Consider the following 14809-nt stretch of genomic DNA (forward strand, 5'->3'; position numbering starts at 1 on the left):
GTCTCCCGGCGGGAGAGGGGCTTTTTGTTGGTGCTGCGCTTCTTCCGTGCGGACCTCGCTGACTTCTCGCGGCTCGCGCCACCACGTTGCGGCTCATGCTCCACCAAGCCGCCGGCGTTGTGCGCGCAGCGCGAGTGGACAGCATCCGAGATGCTAGTCTGCCGATCCCGTTCGCTCTGGTGCTGCAATGAACACAGTGTTTGGTAGCGACAGCTGGCTCTACATCCTGCTGGTCGGGTTCGTGGTCGGGTTGCTGGCGCGCTTCATCACCCCGGGAACGCAGCGCCTGGGCTGTCTGCTGACCATCGTGCTGGGCATTGCCGGTGCGGTGGTGGCGAGCTGGTTCGGGCGCTACATGGGCTGGTACCGCCCGGGCGAGCCGGCCGGATTCCTGGGCGCGGTGCTCGGCGCCATCGCCATTCTCGCGCTGCTGCGGCTGTTCAGCGGCAGCAAGCGCTGAGCGCTGCCTCCATCACCTCACGAGACAGCCACCACAGATGACGTCTTCCCCTTCAGACACCGCGCGCGACGCGCTTCGCCTGCAGTGGGCGCGCCATGCGCTCGACGATCCGCACGCCACCTTGCAACGCGCCTCGGTCGATGCGGGATTCCGCAGCTATTGGCGCACCAACGGACACGGTGCGCAGCGCATCCTGATGGATGCGCCGCCGCAGCTGGAAAACGTGGCGCCGTGGTTGCGGATGCAGGCGCTGCTGGGCGTGCATGGCGTGCGCGTGCCGCAGGTAGTTGCGCAGGATCTGCAGACCGGCTTCCTGTTGCTGGAGGACCTTGGGGTACCAACCCTGGCTCAGGTGCTGACCGAGGCCAATGCCGACGCGTTGCTGGACGGTGCGGTTGCGCAACTGCTGTTGCTGCAGGCGATCCCGCCGCCTGCCGATAGCGGCAGCTTCGGCGAGGCCCTGCTGCAGCGCGATGCCGGATTGTTCGAGGAATGGTTCCTTGGCAAACATCTGGGCGTGCAGCTGGACTGCGCACATGCCGAGCAGTTGCAGCTGGTGCAACGCCGCTTGATGGACAACGCGCTGGCACAGCCGCAGGTGTTCACCCATCGCGATTTCATGCCGCGCAACCTGATGCCTGTACCCGATGGCCCGGCGGTGCTGGATTTCCAGGATTGCGTGATCGGCCCGATCGCCTACGACCCGATCAGCCTGTTCAAGGACACCTCGGTGAGCTGGCCGATCGCCCGCGTGGACGGCTGGCTGGCGCGCTACCACGCGCGCGCTAGTGCGGCAGGCTTGCCGGTTCCGCCGCTGGCGCAGTTCCTGCGCGATGCGGACTGGATGGGCGTGCAACGGCATCTGAAGAATCTGGGCATCTTCTCGCGCCTGAGCCATCGCGATGGCAAGCACTGGTATCTGGACAACGTACCGCACTTCATCGCCTATCTGGACGAGGTGCTGCCGCGCTACGCGGAGCTGGCGCCGTTGATCGATGTGCTGGAACAGGTCGTCAAGCCTGCCCTGGCCGCGCACACCGCGCAGGCCACGCCATGAAGGCGCTGATCTTTGCCGCAGGCTGGGGCGAGCGGATGCGTCCGCTGACCGAGCGCACGCCCAAGCCGTTGCTGGCGGTCGGCGACACTCCCCTGATCGTCTGGCATCTGCGCAAACTCGCCGCGCTGGGCGTGGACGAGGTGGTGGTCAATACCTCCTGGCTGGCCGAGCAGTTTCCGCAGGTCTTGGGAGACGGCAGTACGCTCGGCCTGCGCCTGCACTATTCCTTCGAGGGCGCTGCACCGTTGGAGACTGGCGGCGGCATGCTGCATGCGTTGCCGCTGCTGGGCGATGCGCCGTTCCTGCTGGTCAACGGCGATATCTGGAGCGACTTCGACTTTGCGCGCCTGTCGCGCGCACCGGCCGGGCTGGCGCAGTTGGTGCTGGTCGACAAGCCTGCCTATGCGGCCCACGCCGACTTCGCCCTACAGGCCGACGGCAAAGTACGTGCGGATCTGCCTGCCACCCACACGTACGCCGGTATTGGAGTGTTCCGGCCGGCACTGCTGCACGACTGGCAATCCGTGATCGGGCCATTGCCTGAGCAGGCCGGCGCGACGCCGCGGTTTGCGCTGGCGCCCATCCTGCGCGCGCAGATGGCGGCAGGCTTGATCGATGGCATCCTCCATTCCGGACGCTGGACCGATGTCGGCACGCCGCAGCGGCTGGCGGAACTGGATGCGCAGTTACTGCGTGACCGCGGCTGATCGCAACCACGCTGCTGCAACGCCGGCCGCGCACCGTGCATTGCTTGAATCACCCACACCGACCATCTCGATGGTCCTTGCAGCCAACTCAAGGGCCGTCACTCCGGCTCTTATCCATGCGCACCGACCATCCCGACGGGTCCTTGCCCGCCTACCGTCGCGGGACCTTACGCGGCATGGATGCCGCGTAAGAGCCTACAGGGACGTACTTGCGGCGTGTCCTGCGATGGTGGGCGGGCAAGGGCCTTGCAGCAGAGCCACAGACCAGCTGCTCTGCAAGCTCCAGACGATGTGCCATGAGCGCCTGGACACTGCGATAGGTGCGCGGATGGCAAGCGCTGAGCAGCTCGTGTCCGCGTAGCGGTGAGCGTGGCAACTCTGTCAGGTGCTCGAAGACCCGCGATCCTCCAGGACCCGCCGCAAAAACGGCACGGTGATGCGGCGCTTGGCGGCCAGCGATTCGCGATCAAGCCGTTCCAGCAAGGCCACTAGGCCGGCCAGTTCGCGCTCGCTGTGGGTCAGCAGCCAGTCGATCGCCGCGTCGTCCAGCGCGAGGCCACGTCGCTGTGCCCGGTCGCGCAGCACCGCCGCGCGCGCCGCGTCGTCGAGCACCGGTAATCCGATGCGGATGCACTGCGACAGCCGCGAGCGCAGATCGGGCAACACCAGCGCCAGCCCGTCGGGCATCTGCCGCGCGGTATAGAGCAAGGTACTGCCGGCCGCGCGCGCGCGGTTGTGGAAATCGAACAGGGCCACTTCGTCGTCGCGTTGCCCGGCGATGCTGTCCACCCCGTCCAGCGCCACCAGGCTGCGCCCTTCCAGCGCTTCAAGCGCATCGCGCAGGCGGCCGGCAGCGGCGTGCAGCGGCAGGTAGGCCGGCGCGCGCCCGGCCTGCTCGGCCGCCGCGCACAGCGCCAGCGCCAGATGCGTCTTGCCGGTGCCGGCGGGACCGGACAGATACAGCCAATCGCTCACCTGCCCGGCGGCCAGGGCCTGCAACTGGGCAAGCAGGCCGTCGGGCGCGGCGATGTAGCTGTCCAGGCGCTGGTCGGGTGGCGCACGCAACGCCAGCGGCAACTGCGGCACGCTCACGACCGATCTGCGTCCTTGGTCGGGTCGATGATGACGCTGCGTTCGGGCGTGGACTGCAGCACGATGCCGGCCCGCTGGCCCGCATACAGATCGCTGCGGGTGTACTGCTCGTGCGCGTAGCGCAGCAGCACGTTGGCCACCGCAGCCACCGGCAACGCCAGCAGCATGCCGAGGAAGCCGAACAGCTGGCCACCGGCCATCACCGCGAAGATCACCGCCACCGGGTGCAGGCCGATTTTGTCCCCGACGATGCGCGGGGTGAGCACGTAGCTCTCCAGCAACTGGCCGACGGTGAACACCACACCTACGCCGATCAGCAGTTTCAGGTCCAGCCCCTGCGCCTGCACGATGGCCGCCAGCAGCGCCAGCACGATGCCGGTGGTGGCGCCCAGATAGGGAATGAAGCTGATGAAGCCGGCGATGATGCCGATCAGCAGCCCCAGGTTGAGCCCGATGATGGACAGGCCGGTGGCGTAGATCGCCCCCAGCGCCAGCATCACCAGGAACTGTCCGCGGATGAAGCCGCCCAGCACGTCGTTGGATTCCAGCGCCAACCGGCTCACGGTACCGATGTAGGCGCGCGGGATGACTGCCGCCACCCGCTCCACCAGCCGGTCCCAGTCACGCAGGAAGTAGAACGCCAGGATCGGCAGCAGCGCCAGGTTGATCACCCAGGTCACCATCGCAAAGCCCGAACGCGAGACGTAGCCGAAGAAGGTCTTGGCTGCGCCGCCGGCCTGTTCCCAGTGGCTGCGGATCCAGTCGATCAGCCGCTCCGGATCCAGCCAGGCCATCAGCTGCACGCCGGTCTTCGCCTCAAGCCACGGAATGGCGGTGCCGATCGCCCAGTTGCGCATCTGCGGCAGCGCATCGATCAGGGTCATGATCTGGCGTTCGATCATCGGCACCAGGATCATCAACGCCAATACGAACAGCAGCGTCGCCAGCACGAACACCAACACCACCGCCACGTTGCGCGAACGCCCGGCCCGCTCGATGCGGTCCACCAGCGGGTCGCCCAGCCAGGCCAGCAGCAGCGCCAGCACGAACGGGGTCAGGATCGGGGCCAGCAGCGAGACCACCCACAGCACGCCGACGATCACCGCTGCCCATTTGAGGCGGCGCAGGAACAGGGCGATTTCGGCTTCGGGAGTCAAGGTCATTTCAGGCGGTACTCGGCGTGCTCGTTGTCGAGAATGATCGGGCCCTCGGTCGGTACCGAAACCGAGACCAGGGGACTGTTGTCGCCGAGCATACGGTTGAGCCCGGAAATGCCCGTGAGCAATTCCAGGTCCACTTCCATGCGGTCGCCATTAGCGCTGACCGGGCGGATGCTGCGCACCACCGACACGCCCTGTAGCGCAGCGGCCACCCGCAGATAGTCGTCGGCGCTGTGAATGCCGGTAATCACCGCGCGATACACGCCCGGCACGCCTGAATCCACCCGCTTGGCGTAGCGCTTGACCAGTGCATCGGCGGCGCCATCGGCACCGGCGGCGATGGCGCGGCGGGCGTCGCCATCGCTGCTGGTCCAGCTGGACAGCACGTTGCCGTTGTCCACGAACACCCAATCGGCGGTCCAGCCGGCATCGCTACGGTAGAGCTTGCCGATCAATTGCATCGGCGGGCTGTACTTGGCCGAAGCGCGCGCCACGGCGGCGGTGTCCTTGCGCCAGATCGCACCGGCCAGCGCCTGCTCGGCGGCGGCCCCGCCTGGCAGGCCGAGCCGATAGCCGCGCTCGATGGCATGGTCGAGCACGCTGCGCGCGGCATTGGCCTGCGCCACGCCGACCAAGCGCGGGCCGCTGCCATCGTCGATGGCCAGCCACAGCACCGGCTTGGGGCGCGGCAGCGGCCAGACCGGCAAGCCCAGCGCGGCGATCAAGCCATCCACGTCCGATTGCCGGAACCGCGCAACCAGGGTCGTGCGGAAGGTGGGCGCGCCAGTGCGCGAGGTGCCCTGATCCTGGCGGTAGTCGTAGTGTTCGACGTAGTTGGGCGCGTTACGCAGCGCCTGCGGCACGCCGGGGCGGCTCATGACGCTGCGGTCGCCGGAGACCTTGCCCAGCACCGCCCCCAGCGCGCGCGCCAGGGCACCGGGGCGATCGGACTCGCCCTGGCTGTTGACCGGCACTTCGGCATCGTAGGCGCTCTGCGCCTTGGCGACATCGCCTTCGGTGCGCAGGTCTGCCTGCGCAAAGGCCGGAACGACGGGCATGGCGACCACGAGGGCGAGAAAGAAAGCGAGACTGCGGCGCATCGACGGTTCCATGGCGTAAGCGTATCCGGGTGAATTGTTGCCCGAATGGGACGCTAGCGCCAACGTGGCTGTTAAAATCGCCGCCTTTACCGCCGAGCCACCCACGCCCGTGACCAGCCCAACGCCTCCCACTCCCTCGCCCATGACCTACCGCGATGCGGGCGTCGACATCGATGCCGGCAATGCCCTGGTCGAACGCATCAAACCGTTGGTCAAGCGCAGCTTCCGGCCGGAGGTGATGGGCGGCCTGGGTGGCTTCGGCGCGCTGTTCGACCTGTCCGGCAAGTACAAGGAGCCGGTACTGGTCTCCGGTACCGACGGCGTGGGCACCAAGCTCAAGCTGGCCCAGCAACTGGGCCGGCACGACACCATCGGCATCGATCTGGTGGGCATGTGCGTCAACGACGTGCTGGTGCAGGGCGCCGAGCCGCTGTTCTTCCTGGACTATTTCGCCACCGGCAAGCTGGATGTGGACACCGCCGCGGCGGTGGTGGGCGGCATCGCGCGTGGCTGCGAGCTTTCCGGCTGCGCATTGATCGGCGGCGAAACCGCCGAAATGCCGGACATGTACCCGCCGGGCGAATACGACCTGGCCGGCTTCACCGTCGGCGCAGTGGAAAAATCGCAGCTGCTGGATGGCGCGCGGGTGCGCGAAGGCGATCTGCTGATCGGCATTGCCTCGTCCGGCCCGCATTCCAACGGCTATTCGCTGATCCGCAAGATCTACGAGCGCGCCGGCGCCCCGGCCGAGCATGTGCTGGACGATGGCACCAAGCTGATCGACGCACTGATGGCGCCGACCGCGCTGTACGTCAAGCCGGTGCTGGCCCTGCTCAAGGCGCATGGCGAGGCGATCCACGCCATGGCCCACATCACCGGTGGCGGGTTGACCGAAAACATCATCCGCGTCGTTCCGGACGGCCTGGGGCTGGACATCGACGCCACCGCCTGGACGCTGCCGCCGGTCTTCGCCTGGCTGCAGCGCGAAGGCGCGGTGGCCGATGCCGAAATGTGGCGCACCTTCAACTGCGGCATCGGCTTCGTGCTGATCGCCTCGCCCGAGCAGGCCGCCACGCTGGAGCAGGCGCTGGCTGCGCAGTCGCTGGCGCACTGGCGTATTGGCCAGGTGGTCAATGCGCAGGGCAACGAACGCGTGCGGATCGGCTGAGAGAAGACCTGCATGGACGCGCCCCCGATCGCCACCCCTCCTGCTGCCGCTGCCAGCGCCGAAGACCTGCAGCAGCTCAAGCTGCTGTCGATCTTCCACTACGTGCTGGCCGGCATCACCGGGCTGTTTTCGTTGTTTCCGTTGATCCATCTGTTCATGGGCCTCGCCATCGTGACTGGCCATCTGCCCATGGAGAGCACCAGTCCGGACGCGCCGCCAATGGACCCGCGCTGGTTCGGCTGGTTTTTCGTGGTGTTCGCGGCAGCGTTCATCTGCTGCGGCCTGACGCTGGCAGGGTTCATCGCCTATGCCGGCCGTTGCATCGCCCAGCGCAGGCGGCATCTGTTGTGCCTGATCGTGGCCGGCATTTCCTGCTCGTTCATGCCGCTCGGTACCGTCGTCGGTGTGTTTACGCTGGTGGTGCTGCTGCGTCCGCAGGTCAAGGCGTTGTTCGGCGCCGCCGCACCCGCCGCCTGAGATCGACGTGAGCATACCTGCGTTGCGCAGTCCCAAGCGCGTTGCAGTGATCGCCACGGTCGCGGTGTTCGTGGTCAGCTGGATCGCGTTGCGGTGGCCGGTCGAACAGGCCTTGCATAGGTCACTGACGGTGTTTGGACTAATCGCGCTTGTCAGGCGGCCGAAGCCTATAACGGCCAGCAGGGCGATAGCTGGGACGCGCATACCGACATGCTGCTGGCAACACTCGGCAGCCTGGCGGCCTACCCTGTAGTGAGGACAGTGTTCAATGCACGCGACTGACCGGCGCTTGCGCCTTGCGGTACTGGCCTCCGGGCGCGGCAGCAACCTGCAGGCCATCCTGGATGCGATCGCCAGCGGGCGCCTGCATGCCGAGGTGGTCGGGGTGTTTTCCGATCGGCCGCAGGCACCGGCCCTGCACAAGGTCGATGAGGCGCTGCGCTGGAGCGCCAGCCCACGCGATTTTGCCGACCGCACCGCCTTCGATGCCGCGCTGGGCGATGCCATCGCCGCCGCGCGGCCGGACTGGGTGGTCTGCGCCGGCTACATGCGCATCCTGGGCGAGCCGCTGGTGCGCCGCTTTGCCGGGCGCATGCTCAACATCCATCCGTCGCTGCTGCCCAAGTACCGGGGGCTGCACACCCATGCGCGCGCGCTGGAGGCCGGCGCTACCGAGCACGGCGCCAGCGTGCACCTGGTGGTGCCGGAACTGGACGCCGGCCGCGTGATCGCGCAGGCGCGCGTGCCGGTGCTGCCCGGCGACAGCGCCGAGCAGCTGGCCGCCCGCGTGCTGGCGCGCGAACACCCGCTGCTGCTGGCCACCCTGGAATTGCTCGCCGCAGGCCGCGTGCAGATCCACGGCGATGCCGTCCATCTCGACGGTCAGTGCCTGTTTACACCGCTGCGACTAGAGTCCGCTGACACCGCATTGAGCTGAATGCGGAGACGCCTTCCTCATCCTGTCTCGGACATCCTTGCGGCCCCGTGCCTCCTATCAGCGCATGAACGTCATTCCGATCGCTACCGCGCTGTTGACCATTGCCCTGCTCGCCCCGGCCGGTAGCGGCCGCGCGCAGCAACCTCCCGCCGCGCCTGCGCCGACGGCGCCCGGAGCGGCTGCCGCACCCCAGGCAGCGCTGGTGCCCCCCGCCGCGCTGCCCGCCAGCCCCTGGACCCCGCCGCCACTGGAACCGTTCGTGGCCACCTACCAGGCGTTCTACCGCGGCAAGGAGGCCGGCGATGCCACCATGCAGGTCAGCCATGGCGAGGGTAGCCAGTGGCGCATCGACATGTCGGTGCGCGGCCGCAAGGGGTTCGCCAGCATCCTGGGCCTGAACCTGGAGCAGAGCACGGTGTTCCGTGTCGACGGCGACACCTATGTGCCGCTGAGCCAGAGCACGGTGCGCAAGGCCATGTTCTTCGGCAAGAAGGTCACCGGCGTGTACAACTGGCAGGCCGGCACCGCGCAGTGGGACGGCGACCTGAAGAAAGAACGTCAGCAACCGATCCCGTTGCAGCCCGGCGACCAGAGCGCGCTATCGCTGAACCTGTCGCTGATGCGCGATGCGCAGCCCGGCCGCAACCTCAGCTATCGCTACGTCGATGTGGGCCGGGTGCGCAAGTACGACTACCGCGCCGCCGACACCACCGAAGTGGTGCAGGTCGGCGACTTGAGTTATGACGCGTTGCGTGTGTACCGCGTCAACAGCGGCGACAACGAAACCATCCTGTGGATCGCCAACGGGGTTCCGACCCCGGTGCGCATCCTGCAACGTGACAAAAACGAGGATCAGGTCGATCTGCGCCTGGTCCAATACCAAGGAACCTGACCATGACTCTCCTCCCCCGCACCAGCGCCTTGATCGCCGCCGCCGCATTGGCCCTGGCCAGCCTGCCGGCGCTTGCCGTGCAGCCGTTCGAGGCCGATTATTCGGCCAACTACATGGGCATGCAGGCCAACGGCACCATGACCCTGGCATCGGCCGGCGCCAACCAGTGGCGCTACACGCTGACCATCCAGAACCAGCTGGCCAACCTGACCCAGAGCACGGTGTTCGAGGAAGCCGGTGGCCAGCTGCGCCCGGTCAGCAGCAACGACACCTCCTCGATGATGGTCAAGCGCCGCAATGTCACCGCCAACTACGACTGGAAGACCAGCCAGGCGACCTGGAGTGGCGATATCAAGCCGGACCGTCGTGGCCCGGTCAAGCTGCAGCCCGGCGACATGGACGCCTTGCTCATCAATCTGGCAATCACCCGCGACCTGGCCGCCGGCAAGCCGCTGGACTACCGCATGGTGGACGAAGGCCGCATCAAGCCGATGAGCTACAAGGTGGTCGGCAAGGACACCATCACCGTCAACGGCAAGCAGGAGCAAGCCACCAAGATCTCGCGCGTGGATGGCGACAAGGAACTGATCGCCTGGGTGGTCAAGGACCTGCCGGTACCGGCGCGCTTGCTGCAGAAGGAAAAGGGCCAGGACGCGCTGGACCTGACCATCAAGTCGCTGCGCTAAGCGATCTGTGCCTGACGGAGCGCGCTGAGTTGCGCTCCTGCGCACGCGTACAGCGTGGACAACCGTCAATAGCGGTTTAAGGCGTGGTGAGCCGAGTGCGCGGTGCCCTCACCGCTCGCGGGACACGCCGTGAATCCGTCCGTGGAGGCTCGGTGGCGGCATCCATGCCGCCACACGGTCCCGCAAGCGGCGAGGACACCGCACCAGACAGTTGGCTGGCTGCTTTGTTGAAAGCGAGAGCAGCAACGGCCGGTTGAGGGCACGGCGAGGACACCACGTCAAACCCCTTGCGTGCATCTCGATTAAAGAACCAAGACGCCATGCCAGAGCGCTGAGTGTTGTTTGGTTGAAGCTCTGCACACCGACCATCATCACTGGTCCTTGCCCGCTCACCGTCGCGGGACCTTTGGCGGCATGGATGCCGCCAAAGAGCTTACATGGACGTACTTGCAGCGTGTCCCGCGATGGTGAGCGGGCAAGGGCCCTGCAGAACATTCGCAAATCAGCCGCTCTGCGTGGACTATCGGTGTTCCGCCAACCTATCGCCTCTCAAGGCTTGCCAGCAGCCTTGTCATCGCCGGTCATGAACACCGTCCGGCAATCCACCCGGATCTGCTCGTCATTCTTGCGCCAATAAAAAAGGGTCTTCGCGGATCACTGTGGGTGCAATCGAGCATTTTCGGGTAGCGCGGGCAGGAAGCTGGCGATGATCTTGAGCCTCAGGAACTCCTCGTCGCGATAGCCGTAGGCGCTGCGCTGGATGACCCGGATCTTGTTGTTGAGCCCTTCCACCAGGCCGAGGCTGACCTTGTTCTCCGGCCTGCAGTACGCCGCGATGCCGTCCCAGTGCCGCTCGATCATCCCCACGAACGTCTGGTAGGGCGCAAGCCGCTGCCAGCGCAGACTCTGCTTCCAGCGCTCGAAGAACTCCCGTGCACCTCGCTCGGTGCGGTAGCTCCACAGCTGCCCGAAGGACTCTTTCAGCAGGTACGCCGTGTTCAGACGTTTGTTGGCCGCCAGCAACTTGGCGAGCGCCTTCCGACCGTCCAGGGTAAGGTTTTCGCGATTGCTCAGCAGGGTGTAACGCTGGCCCTTGATGTAACTGCGATCCTGGCCTTGAAGGCGCTTGTACTCGTCGCGCCGCACCTGATCGAGCGCGTCGGACAGGTGGCGCATGATGTGGAATTTGTCGAACACGATGCTGGCGTTGGGCGCGTTCTTGCCCACCGAGTTGCGAAACGGCCGCCACATGTCCATCACCGCCACGTCGATGCCAGCACTGCGTTTTGGGCCCAATTCGGCGAAGAACTGGTCGATGTCCGCCTCGGTGCGCCCACTGCCGCCGAACCAGATCGGTCGGCCGCGCTCCAGATCGCTGACCACAACGCGGTAGTCATGGCCCTTGTGGATCGCGATCTCGTCGATGCCGATGGCGCGCGGCGCCGGCGTCCCCGCCCGGCGCACCTGCTCGGCCATGTACAGCTTGGACAGCTCCTTGACCGTGCTGTCGTGCAGGCGCTCCAGCTCAGCCACGGCCTTGTGCGTCATGCTTCGGCACAGATTGCCCACATGTAGGGCGAATCGCTCGGTGTAGCGCGGATTCTTGGCCAGCCAGTCCAGCCGCTCTACGTGCACGCCGCCGCACCCCGGGCAATCGACCCGCCAGCGCTCGAACTCCACGAACAGCATCCAGCCGGCCGCCCGCAAGTCGCGGGCGCGGCACAGGCGCTTGTCGTAGCGGCTGCGACACCGATGGCCACAGTTGGAACACACGGCCGTTTTTTTCGGCGCCGCAAGGTCACGATCCGCGCCTTCGGGGCGCCGAACACGCCCTTGAGCGTGGACTCCGCCGCGAAGCCAGGGAAGGAAAACAACTCACTCAGCCGACGGCCCGTTTTCATGCAGAACACCGCGTCAAGAAGTCAGCACAGGATGTACCACCTTCTGGGACGGTGGAAAGGGCCTGTTTCCAAGGCTCAACGCAGATTCAGGGGCCTCAAGGCACCCACACGAATCCGCGATGAGCCATAAAAAAGATCGCAATGGCGCTTGCCTTCCACGGTCTTTTTCACCGCCACCGCATAGAACGACTGCGCGATCTCGTCGCGACTGGCAGTGCCGTCGCCGTTCCAGTCCATGTCCTTGAATTCCACGCCCTGGGTAATCGCCATGCCCACGCTCCAGGCATAGGCCAACCACGCCAGGATCAGCACGATCACCGCCAGCAGGATCTTGCGCCGGGTGGTGAAACGTCCGCGCAGGATCATGCGCTGCGCCGGATGGTCGCGCCCAGCGCCCCCAGCTTCTCCTCGATGTTCTCGTAGCCACGGTCCAGGTGGTAGATGCGGTCGATGGTGGTCTCGCCCTCGGCCACCAACCCGGCCAGGATCAACGACGCCGACGCGCGCAGATCGGTCGCCATCACCGGCGCGCCACTGAGGCGCTCGGCACCGCGCACGATGGCGGTATGGCCTTCGACCTGGATCTCCGCACCCAGACGTAGCAGTTCGTTGACGTGCATGAAGCGGTTTTCGAAGATGGTTTCGTTGATGACGCCCACGCCGTCGGCCACGCAGTTGAGCGCCATGAATTGCGCCTGCATGTCGGTGGGAAACGCCGGGTACGGCGCGGTGGTCAGGTTGACCGCGCGCGGGCGCTTGCCCTGCATGTCCAGTGTGATGCTGTCGCTGGTGGTGGTGATGCTGGCGCCGGCCTCGGTGAGCTTGTCCAGCACCGCATCCAGCGTGTCCGGGCGTGCGCGGCGCACGGTGACGCTGCCGCCGGTCATTGCCGCAGCGACCAGGAAGGTGCCGGTCTCGATGCGATCCGGCAGCACCACGTGGTGCCCGCCCCCCAGACGCTCCACGCCCTGCACCACGATGCGCGGGGTACCGGCGCCTTCGATCTGCGCGCCCAGCGCGATCAGGCAGTCGGCCAGGTCGGTGACTTCCGGCTCCATCGCCGCGTTTTCAAGCACCGTGGTGCCTTCGGCGAGCACCGCGGCCATCAGCACGTTCTCGGTGCCGGTGACGCTGACCATATCGAACACGTAGCGGCCACCCTTCAGGCGCCCGTTGCTGGTGGCCTTGATGTAGCCGTTCTCCACGCTGATCTCCGCGCCCAGCGCCTGCAGACCCTTGATGTGCTGGTCCACCGGGCGCGAGCCGATCGCGCAGCCGCCGGGCAGCGATACTTCGGCAGTGCCATAGCGCGCCAGCAGCGGACCCAGGACCAGGATCGAGGCGCGCATGGTCCTGACCAGCTCGTAGGGAGCGACCTGGTGGGTCACCGAGCGCGGATCGACCAGGATCGAGCGGCCCTTGGCCAGCGTGCCCTCGTCGATGGTGACCTCTGCGCCCAGTTCGCTGAGCAGCTTCACCGTGGTGATGACGTCATGCAGGTGCGGCACGTTGCTGATCTCCACCGGCGCATCGGCCAACAGCGTGGCGCACAGGATCGGCAGCACGGCGTTCTTGGCGCCGGAAATATTGACTTCGCCATGCAGCGCTTGGCCGCCGGTCACTACGATTTTTGCCATGGGAATCTGAGAAATCCGAAAGTAAAGGTATGTCGGGGAAAACAAGTGTGGGACATATCGGCCCTGATGCACGCGACGCGGCGTTGGACGGGGATCGCGCAGCGCCGGGGACGCGCTGGGCGCAGTCGCCAGGCCAGCATGGACGGAACCAGGCAGGCGAAGCGAGCAGATACCCACCGCTTGCCGATCATGCCCCTCAGCCCGGCCCGGCCCGCCTGGCGGCGAGCGCGACGGCCGCGCTCAGCCTTCCTCGGGCGTCAGGGTCTTCAGCTGCAGCGCGTGGATCGCCCCGCCCATCAACTCGCCCAGGGTCGCGTAGACCATGCGATGCCGTGCCAGCGGGGCCTTGCCGGCAAAGGCCGGGCTGACCACGGTGGCCTCGAAGTGCACGCCGTCGTCGCCGTGCACGTCGACGCGGGCTTCGGGCAAGCCGGATTCGATGAGTTTACGGATGGTTTCGGCGTCCAAAGGGCGTTTCCTCATAAAATGAGCGCACATTCTACTCTTCACCCGGGTCCCGCATGGCCGTCTCGCACCTGCCTCCTGCCACCGTCAGCGACACCAGCCTGGTCGCCAGCGGCCAGCGCGTGCTCCAGATCGAGCAGGACGCGCTGGCCAGCGTGGGCGCGCGCATCGGCAGCGACTTCGCCGCAGCCTGCCGGCTGGTGCTGGCCTCGCGCGGGCGGGTGGTCGCCACCGGCATGGGCAAGTCCGGCCATGTGGCGCGCAAGATCGCCGCCACCCTGGCCTCCACCGGCACCCCGGCCTTTTTCGTGCACCCCGGCGAGGCTGGCCATGGCGACCTGGGCATGATTACCGAAGCGGACATCGTACTGGCGCTGTCGTATTCGGGCGAATCGGACGAGGTACGCATGCTGCTGCCGGTGCTCAAGCGCCAGGGCAACCCGATCATCGCCATGACCGGCCGCGCGAGCTCCACCCTGGCGCAGGCCGCCGACGTGCACCTGGACGTCAGCGTGCCGGCCGAAGCCTGCCCGCTGCACCTGGCCCCCACCTCCAGCACCACCGCCTCGCTGGCGATGGGCGATGCGCTGGCGGTGGCGCTGCTCGATGCCCGCGGCTTCACCGCCGACGACTTCGCGCGCTCGCACCCGGCCGGCAGCCTGGGCCGGCGCCTGCTGCTGCACATCACCGACGTGATGCACGCCGGCGAGGACCTGCCGCGCGTGCGGGAAGATGCCAGCCTGAGCCAGGCGCTGATGGAAATGAGCCGCAAGCGACTGGGCATGACTGCGGTGGTCGATGGCGACGACCGCCTGATTGGTCTGTTCACCGACGGCGACCTGCGCCGCGCGCTGGACAGCGATATCGACGTGCGCAGCGCCGGCATCGCGCAGGTAATGACGCGCAACCCGCGCACCATCGGCGCCGACCAGCTCGCCGCCGAAGCCGCACGGCTGATGGAGGACTACAAGATCAATGGCCTGATCGTGGTGGACGCGCAGCAGCGCGCGGTGGGCGCATTGAACATTCACGACCTGTTGCGCGCCAAGGTGGTTTAACAGGTTCAGCTT

16 protein-coding genes and 2 pseudogenes are annotated in these 14809 nt (G+C 66.8%); 10 read left to right on the forward strand and 8 right to left on the reverse strand.

The features are described from left to right. The first annotated feature begins 187 nt into the window (after nt 1-187). From ACCQ13_RS13090 to murU, 3 genes are read left to right on the forward strand one after another with little or no spacing between them, the layout of a single operon-like run. Nucleotides 188-460, forward strand: a complete 273-nt coding sequence (locus tag ACCQ13_RS13090; protein ID WP_104603979.1) for a GlsB/YeaQ/YmgE family stress response membrane protein — start codon at nt 188-190, stop codon at nt 458-460. 37 nt (nt 461-497) lie between these two features. Continuing rightward, the gene (locus ACCQ13_RS13095) at nt 498-1517 is read left to right on the forward strand and encodes an aminoglycoside phosphotransferase family protein (RefSeq protein WP_104603978.1); all 1020 of its coding nucleotides are present in this window, start codon (nt 498-500) and stop codon (nt 1515-1517) included. Beyond that, a complete protein-coding gene (gene murU, locus ACCQ13_RS13100; RefSeq protein WP_372372154.1) occupies nt 1514-2224 on the forward strand; it encodes an N-acetylmuramate alpha-1-phosphate uridylyltransferase MurU in 711 nt (236 codons plus the stop codon). The genes ACCQ13_RS13095 and murU overlap by 4 nt, the downstream gene beginning before the upstream one ends. Nucleotides 2225-2605: 381 nt before the next feature. Here murU and hda read toward each other — a convergent pair whose 3' ends face one another. The 3 genes from hda to ACCQ13_RS13115 are packed head-to-tail and all read right to left on the reverse strand — an operon-like array spanning nt 2606 to nt 5588. After that, nucleotides 2606-3316: a DnaA regulatory inactivator Hda gene (gene hda, locus ACCQ13_RS13105; RefSeq protein WP_104603976.1), complete on the reverse strand. Its 711-nt coding sequence runs from the start codon at nt 3314-3316 to the stop codon at nt 2606-2608. After that, nucleotides 3313-4479 carry an AI-2E family transporter gene (locus ACCQ13_RS13110; RefSeq protein ID WP_104603975.1) on the reverse strand — a complete coding sequence of 389 codons (1167 nt, stop codon included), beginning with the start codon at nt 4477-4479 and terminating at the stop codon, nt 3313-3315. Before ACCQ13_RS13110 ends, hda begins: the two co-directional genes overlap by 4 nt. Next, nucleotides 4476-5588 carry a DUF2066 domain-containing protein gene (locus ACCQ13_RS13115; protein WP_167526917.1) on the reverse strand — a complete coding sequence of 371 codons (1113 nt, stop codon included), beginning with the start codon at nt 5586-5588 and terminating at the stop codon, nt 4476-4478. Before ACCQ13_RS13115 ends, ACCQ13_RS13110 begins: the two co-directional genes overlap by 4 nt. A gap of 22 nt (nt 5589-5610) precedes the next feature. Here ACCQ13_RS13115 and purM point away from each other — a divergent pair, with 22 nt between their 5' ends. From purM to ACCQ13_RS13145, 6 genes and pseudogenes are all read left to right on the forward strand, one after another. Next, nucleotides 5611-6744 carry a phosphoribosylformylglycinamidine cyclo-ligase gene (gene purM / locus ACCQ13_RS13120; RefSeq protein ID WP_208800372.1) on the forward strand — a complete coding sequence of 378 codons (1134 nt, stop codon included), beginning with the start codon at nt 5611-5613 and terminating at the stop codon, nt 6742-6744. 12 nt (nt 6745-6756) lie between these two features. After that, entirely contained in the window at nt 6757-7221 is a 465-nt protein-coding gene (locus ACCQ13_RS13125) for a hypothetical protein (RefSeq protein ID WP_104603972.1), read from the forward strand. 153 nt (nt 7222-7374) lie between these two features. Beyond that, nucleotides 7375-7503: pseudogene (locus ACCQ13_RS13130) on the forward strand (DUF2238 domain-containing protein); the annotation flags it as partial. Then, the gene (purN, locus tag ACCQ13_RS13135) at nt 7490-8158 is read left to right on the forward strand and encodes a phosphoribosylglycinamide formyltransferase (RefSeq protein ID WP_159407318.1); all 669 of its coding nucleotides are present in this window, start codon (nt 7490-7492) and stop codon (nt 8156-8158) included. The pseudogene ACCQ13_RS13130 and the gene purN, both read left to right, overlap by 14 nt. A 64-nt stretch (nt 8159-8222) precedes the next feature. Then, nucleotides 8223-9050, forward strand: coding sequence for a DUF3108 domain-containing protein (locus tag ACCQ13_RS13140; RefSeq protein ID WP_104603970.1), 828 nt, complete (start codon nt 8223-8225; stop codon nt 9048-9050). Between the two features lie 2 nt (nt 9051-9052). Continuing rightward, a complete protein-coding gene (locus tag ACCQ13_RS13145; RefSeq protein ID WP_104603969.1) occupies nt 9053-9736 on the forward strand; it encodes a DUF3108 domain-containing protein in 684 nt (227 codons plus the stop codon). A gap of 549 nt (nt 9737-10285) precedes the next feature. Here ACCQ13_RS13145 and ACCQ13_RS13150 read toward each other — a convergent pair. From ACCQ13_RS13150 to ACCQ13_RS13170, 5 genes and pseudogenes are all read right to left on the reverse strand, one after another. Next, nucleotides 10286-10378: pseudogene (locus ACCQ13_RS13150) on the reverse strand (EF-hand domain-containing protein); the annotation flags it as partial. Nucleotides 10379-10390: 12 nt separating this feature from the next. Further along, a complete protein-coding gene (locus ACCQ13_RS13155; protein WP_159406429.1) occupies nt 10391-11509 on the reverse strand; it encodes an ISL3 family transposase in 1119 nt (372 codons plus the stop codon). A gap of 203 nt (nt 11510-11712) precedes the next feature. Beyond that, the gene (locus ACCQ13_RS13160) at nt 11713-12003 is read right to left on the reverse strand and encodes an EF-hand domain-containing protein (protein WP_372372156.1); all 291 of its coding nucleotides are present in this window, start codon (nt 12001-12003) and stop codon (nt 11713-11715) included. Further along, entirely contained in the window at nt 12000-13274 is a 1275-nt protein-coding gene (gene murA / locus ACCQ13_RS13165) for a UDP-N-acetylglucosamine 1-carboxyvinyltransferase (protein WP_159407320.1), read from the reverse strand. Before murA ends, ACCQ13_RS13160 begins: the two co-directional genes overlap by 4 nt. Before the next feature lie 240 nt (nt 13275-13514). Beyond that, nucleotides 13515-13742 (reverse strand): BolA family protein, encoded by a 228-nt coding sequence (locus ACCQ13_RS13170; RefSeq protein WP_046964476.1) that lies wholly within the window; start codon nt 13740-13742, stop codon nt 13515-13517. 53 nt (nt 13743-13795) lie between these two features. On the opposite strand from ACCQ13_RS13170, the gene ACCQ13_RS13175 reads away from it, so the two are divergent. Further along, a complete protein-coding gene (locus tag ACCQ13_RS13175) occupies nt 13796-14797 on the forward strand; it encodes a KpsF/GutQ family sugar-phosphate isomerase (protein WP_104603966.1) in 1002 nt (333 codons plus the stop codon). Nucleotides 14798-14809: the final 12 nt, after the last annotated feature.

Source organism: Xanthomonas sp. NCPPB 1638, assembly GCF_041475635.2.
Lineage (GTDB): Bacteria > Pseudomonadota > Gammaproteobacteria > Xanthomonadales > Xanthomonadaceae > Xanthomonas > Xanthomonas cucurbitae.

What these genes read in the sequence shown, in the direction of transcription:
- ACCQ13_RS13090 (WP_104603979.1), top strand. Translation starts at nt 188, where the DNA reads ATGAACACAGTGTTTGGTAGCGACAGCTGGCTCTACATCCTGCTGGTC.
- ACCQ13_RS13095 (WP_104603978.1), top strand. Translation starts at nt 498, where the DNA reads ATGACGTCTTCCCCTTCAGACACCGCGCGCGACGCGCTTCGCCTGCAG.
- murU (WP_372372154.1), top strand. Translation starts at nt 1,514, where the DNA reads ATGAAGGCGCTGATCTTTGCCGCAGGCTGGGGCGAGCGGATGCGTCCG.
- ACCQ13_RS13110 (WP_104603975.1), bottom strand. Translation starts at nt 4,479, where the DNA reads ATGACCTTGACTCCCGAAGCCGAAATCGCCCTGTTCCTGCGCCGCCTC.
- ACCQ13_RS13115 (WP_167526917.1), bottom strand. Translation starts at nt 5,588, where the DNA reads ATGGAACCGTCGATGCGCCGCAGTCTCGCTTTCTTTCTCGCCCTCGTG.
- ACCQ13_RS13125 (WP_104603972.1), top strand. Translation starts at nt 6,757, where the DNA reads ATGGACGCGCCCCCGATCGCCACCCCTCCTGCTGCCGCTGCCAGCGCC.
- purN (WP_159407318.1), top strand. Translation starts at nt 7,490, where the DNA reads ATGCACGCGACTGACCGGCGCTTGCGCCTTGCGGTACTGGCCTCCGGG.
- ACCQ13_RS13140 (WP_104603970.1), top strand. Translation starts at nt 8,223, where the DNA reads ATGAACGTCATTCCGATCGCTACCGCGCTGTTGACCATTGCCCTGCTC.
- ACCQ13_RS13145 (WP_104603969.1), top strand. Translation starts at nt 9,053, where the DNA reads ATGACTCTCCTCCCCCGCACCAGCGCCTTGATCGCCGCCGCCGCATTG.
- ACCQ13_RS13160 (WP_372372156.1), bottom strand. Translation starts at nt 12,003, where the DNA reads ATGATCCTGCGCGGACGTTTCACCACCCGGCGCAAGATCCTGCTGGCG.
- murA (WP_159407320.1), bottom strand. Translation starts at nt 13,274, where the DNA reads ATGGCAAAAATCGTAGTGACCGGCGGCCAAGCGCTGCATGGCGAAGTC.
- ACCQ13_RS13175 (WP_104603966.1), top strand. Translation starts at nt 13,796, where the DNA reads ATGGCCGTCTCGCACCTGCCTCCTGCCACCGTCAGCGACACCAGCCTG.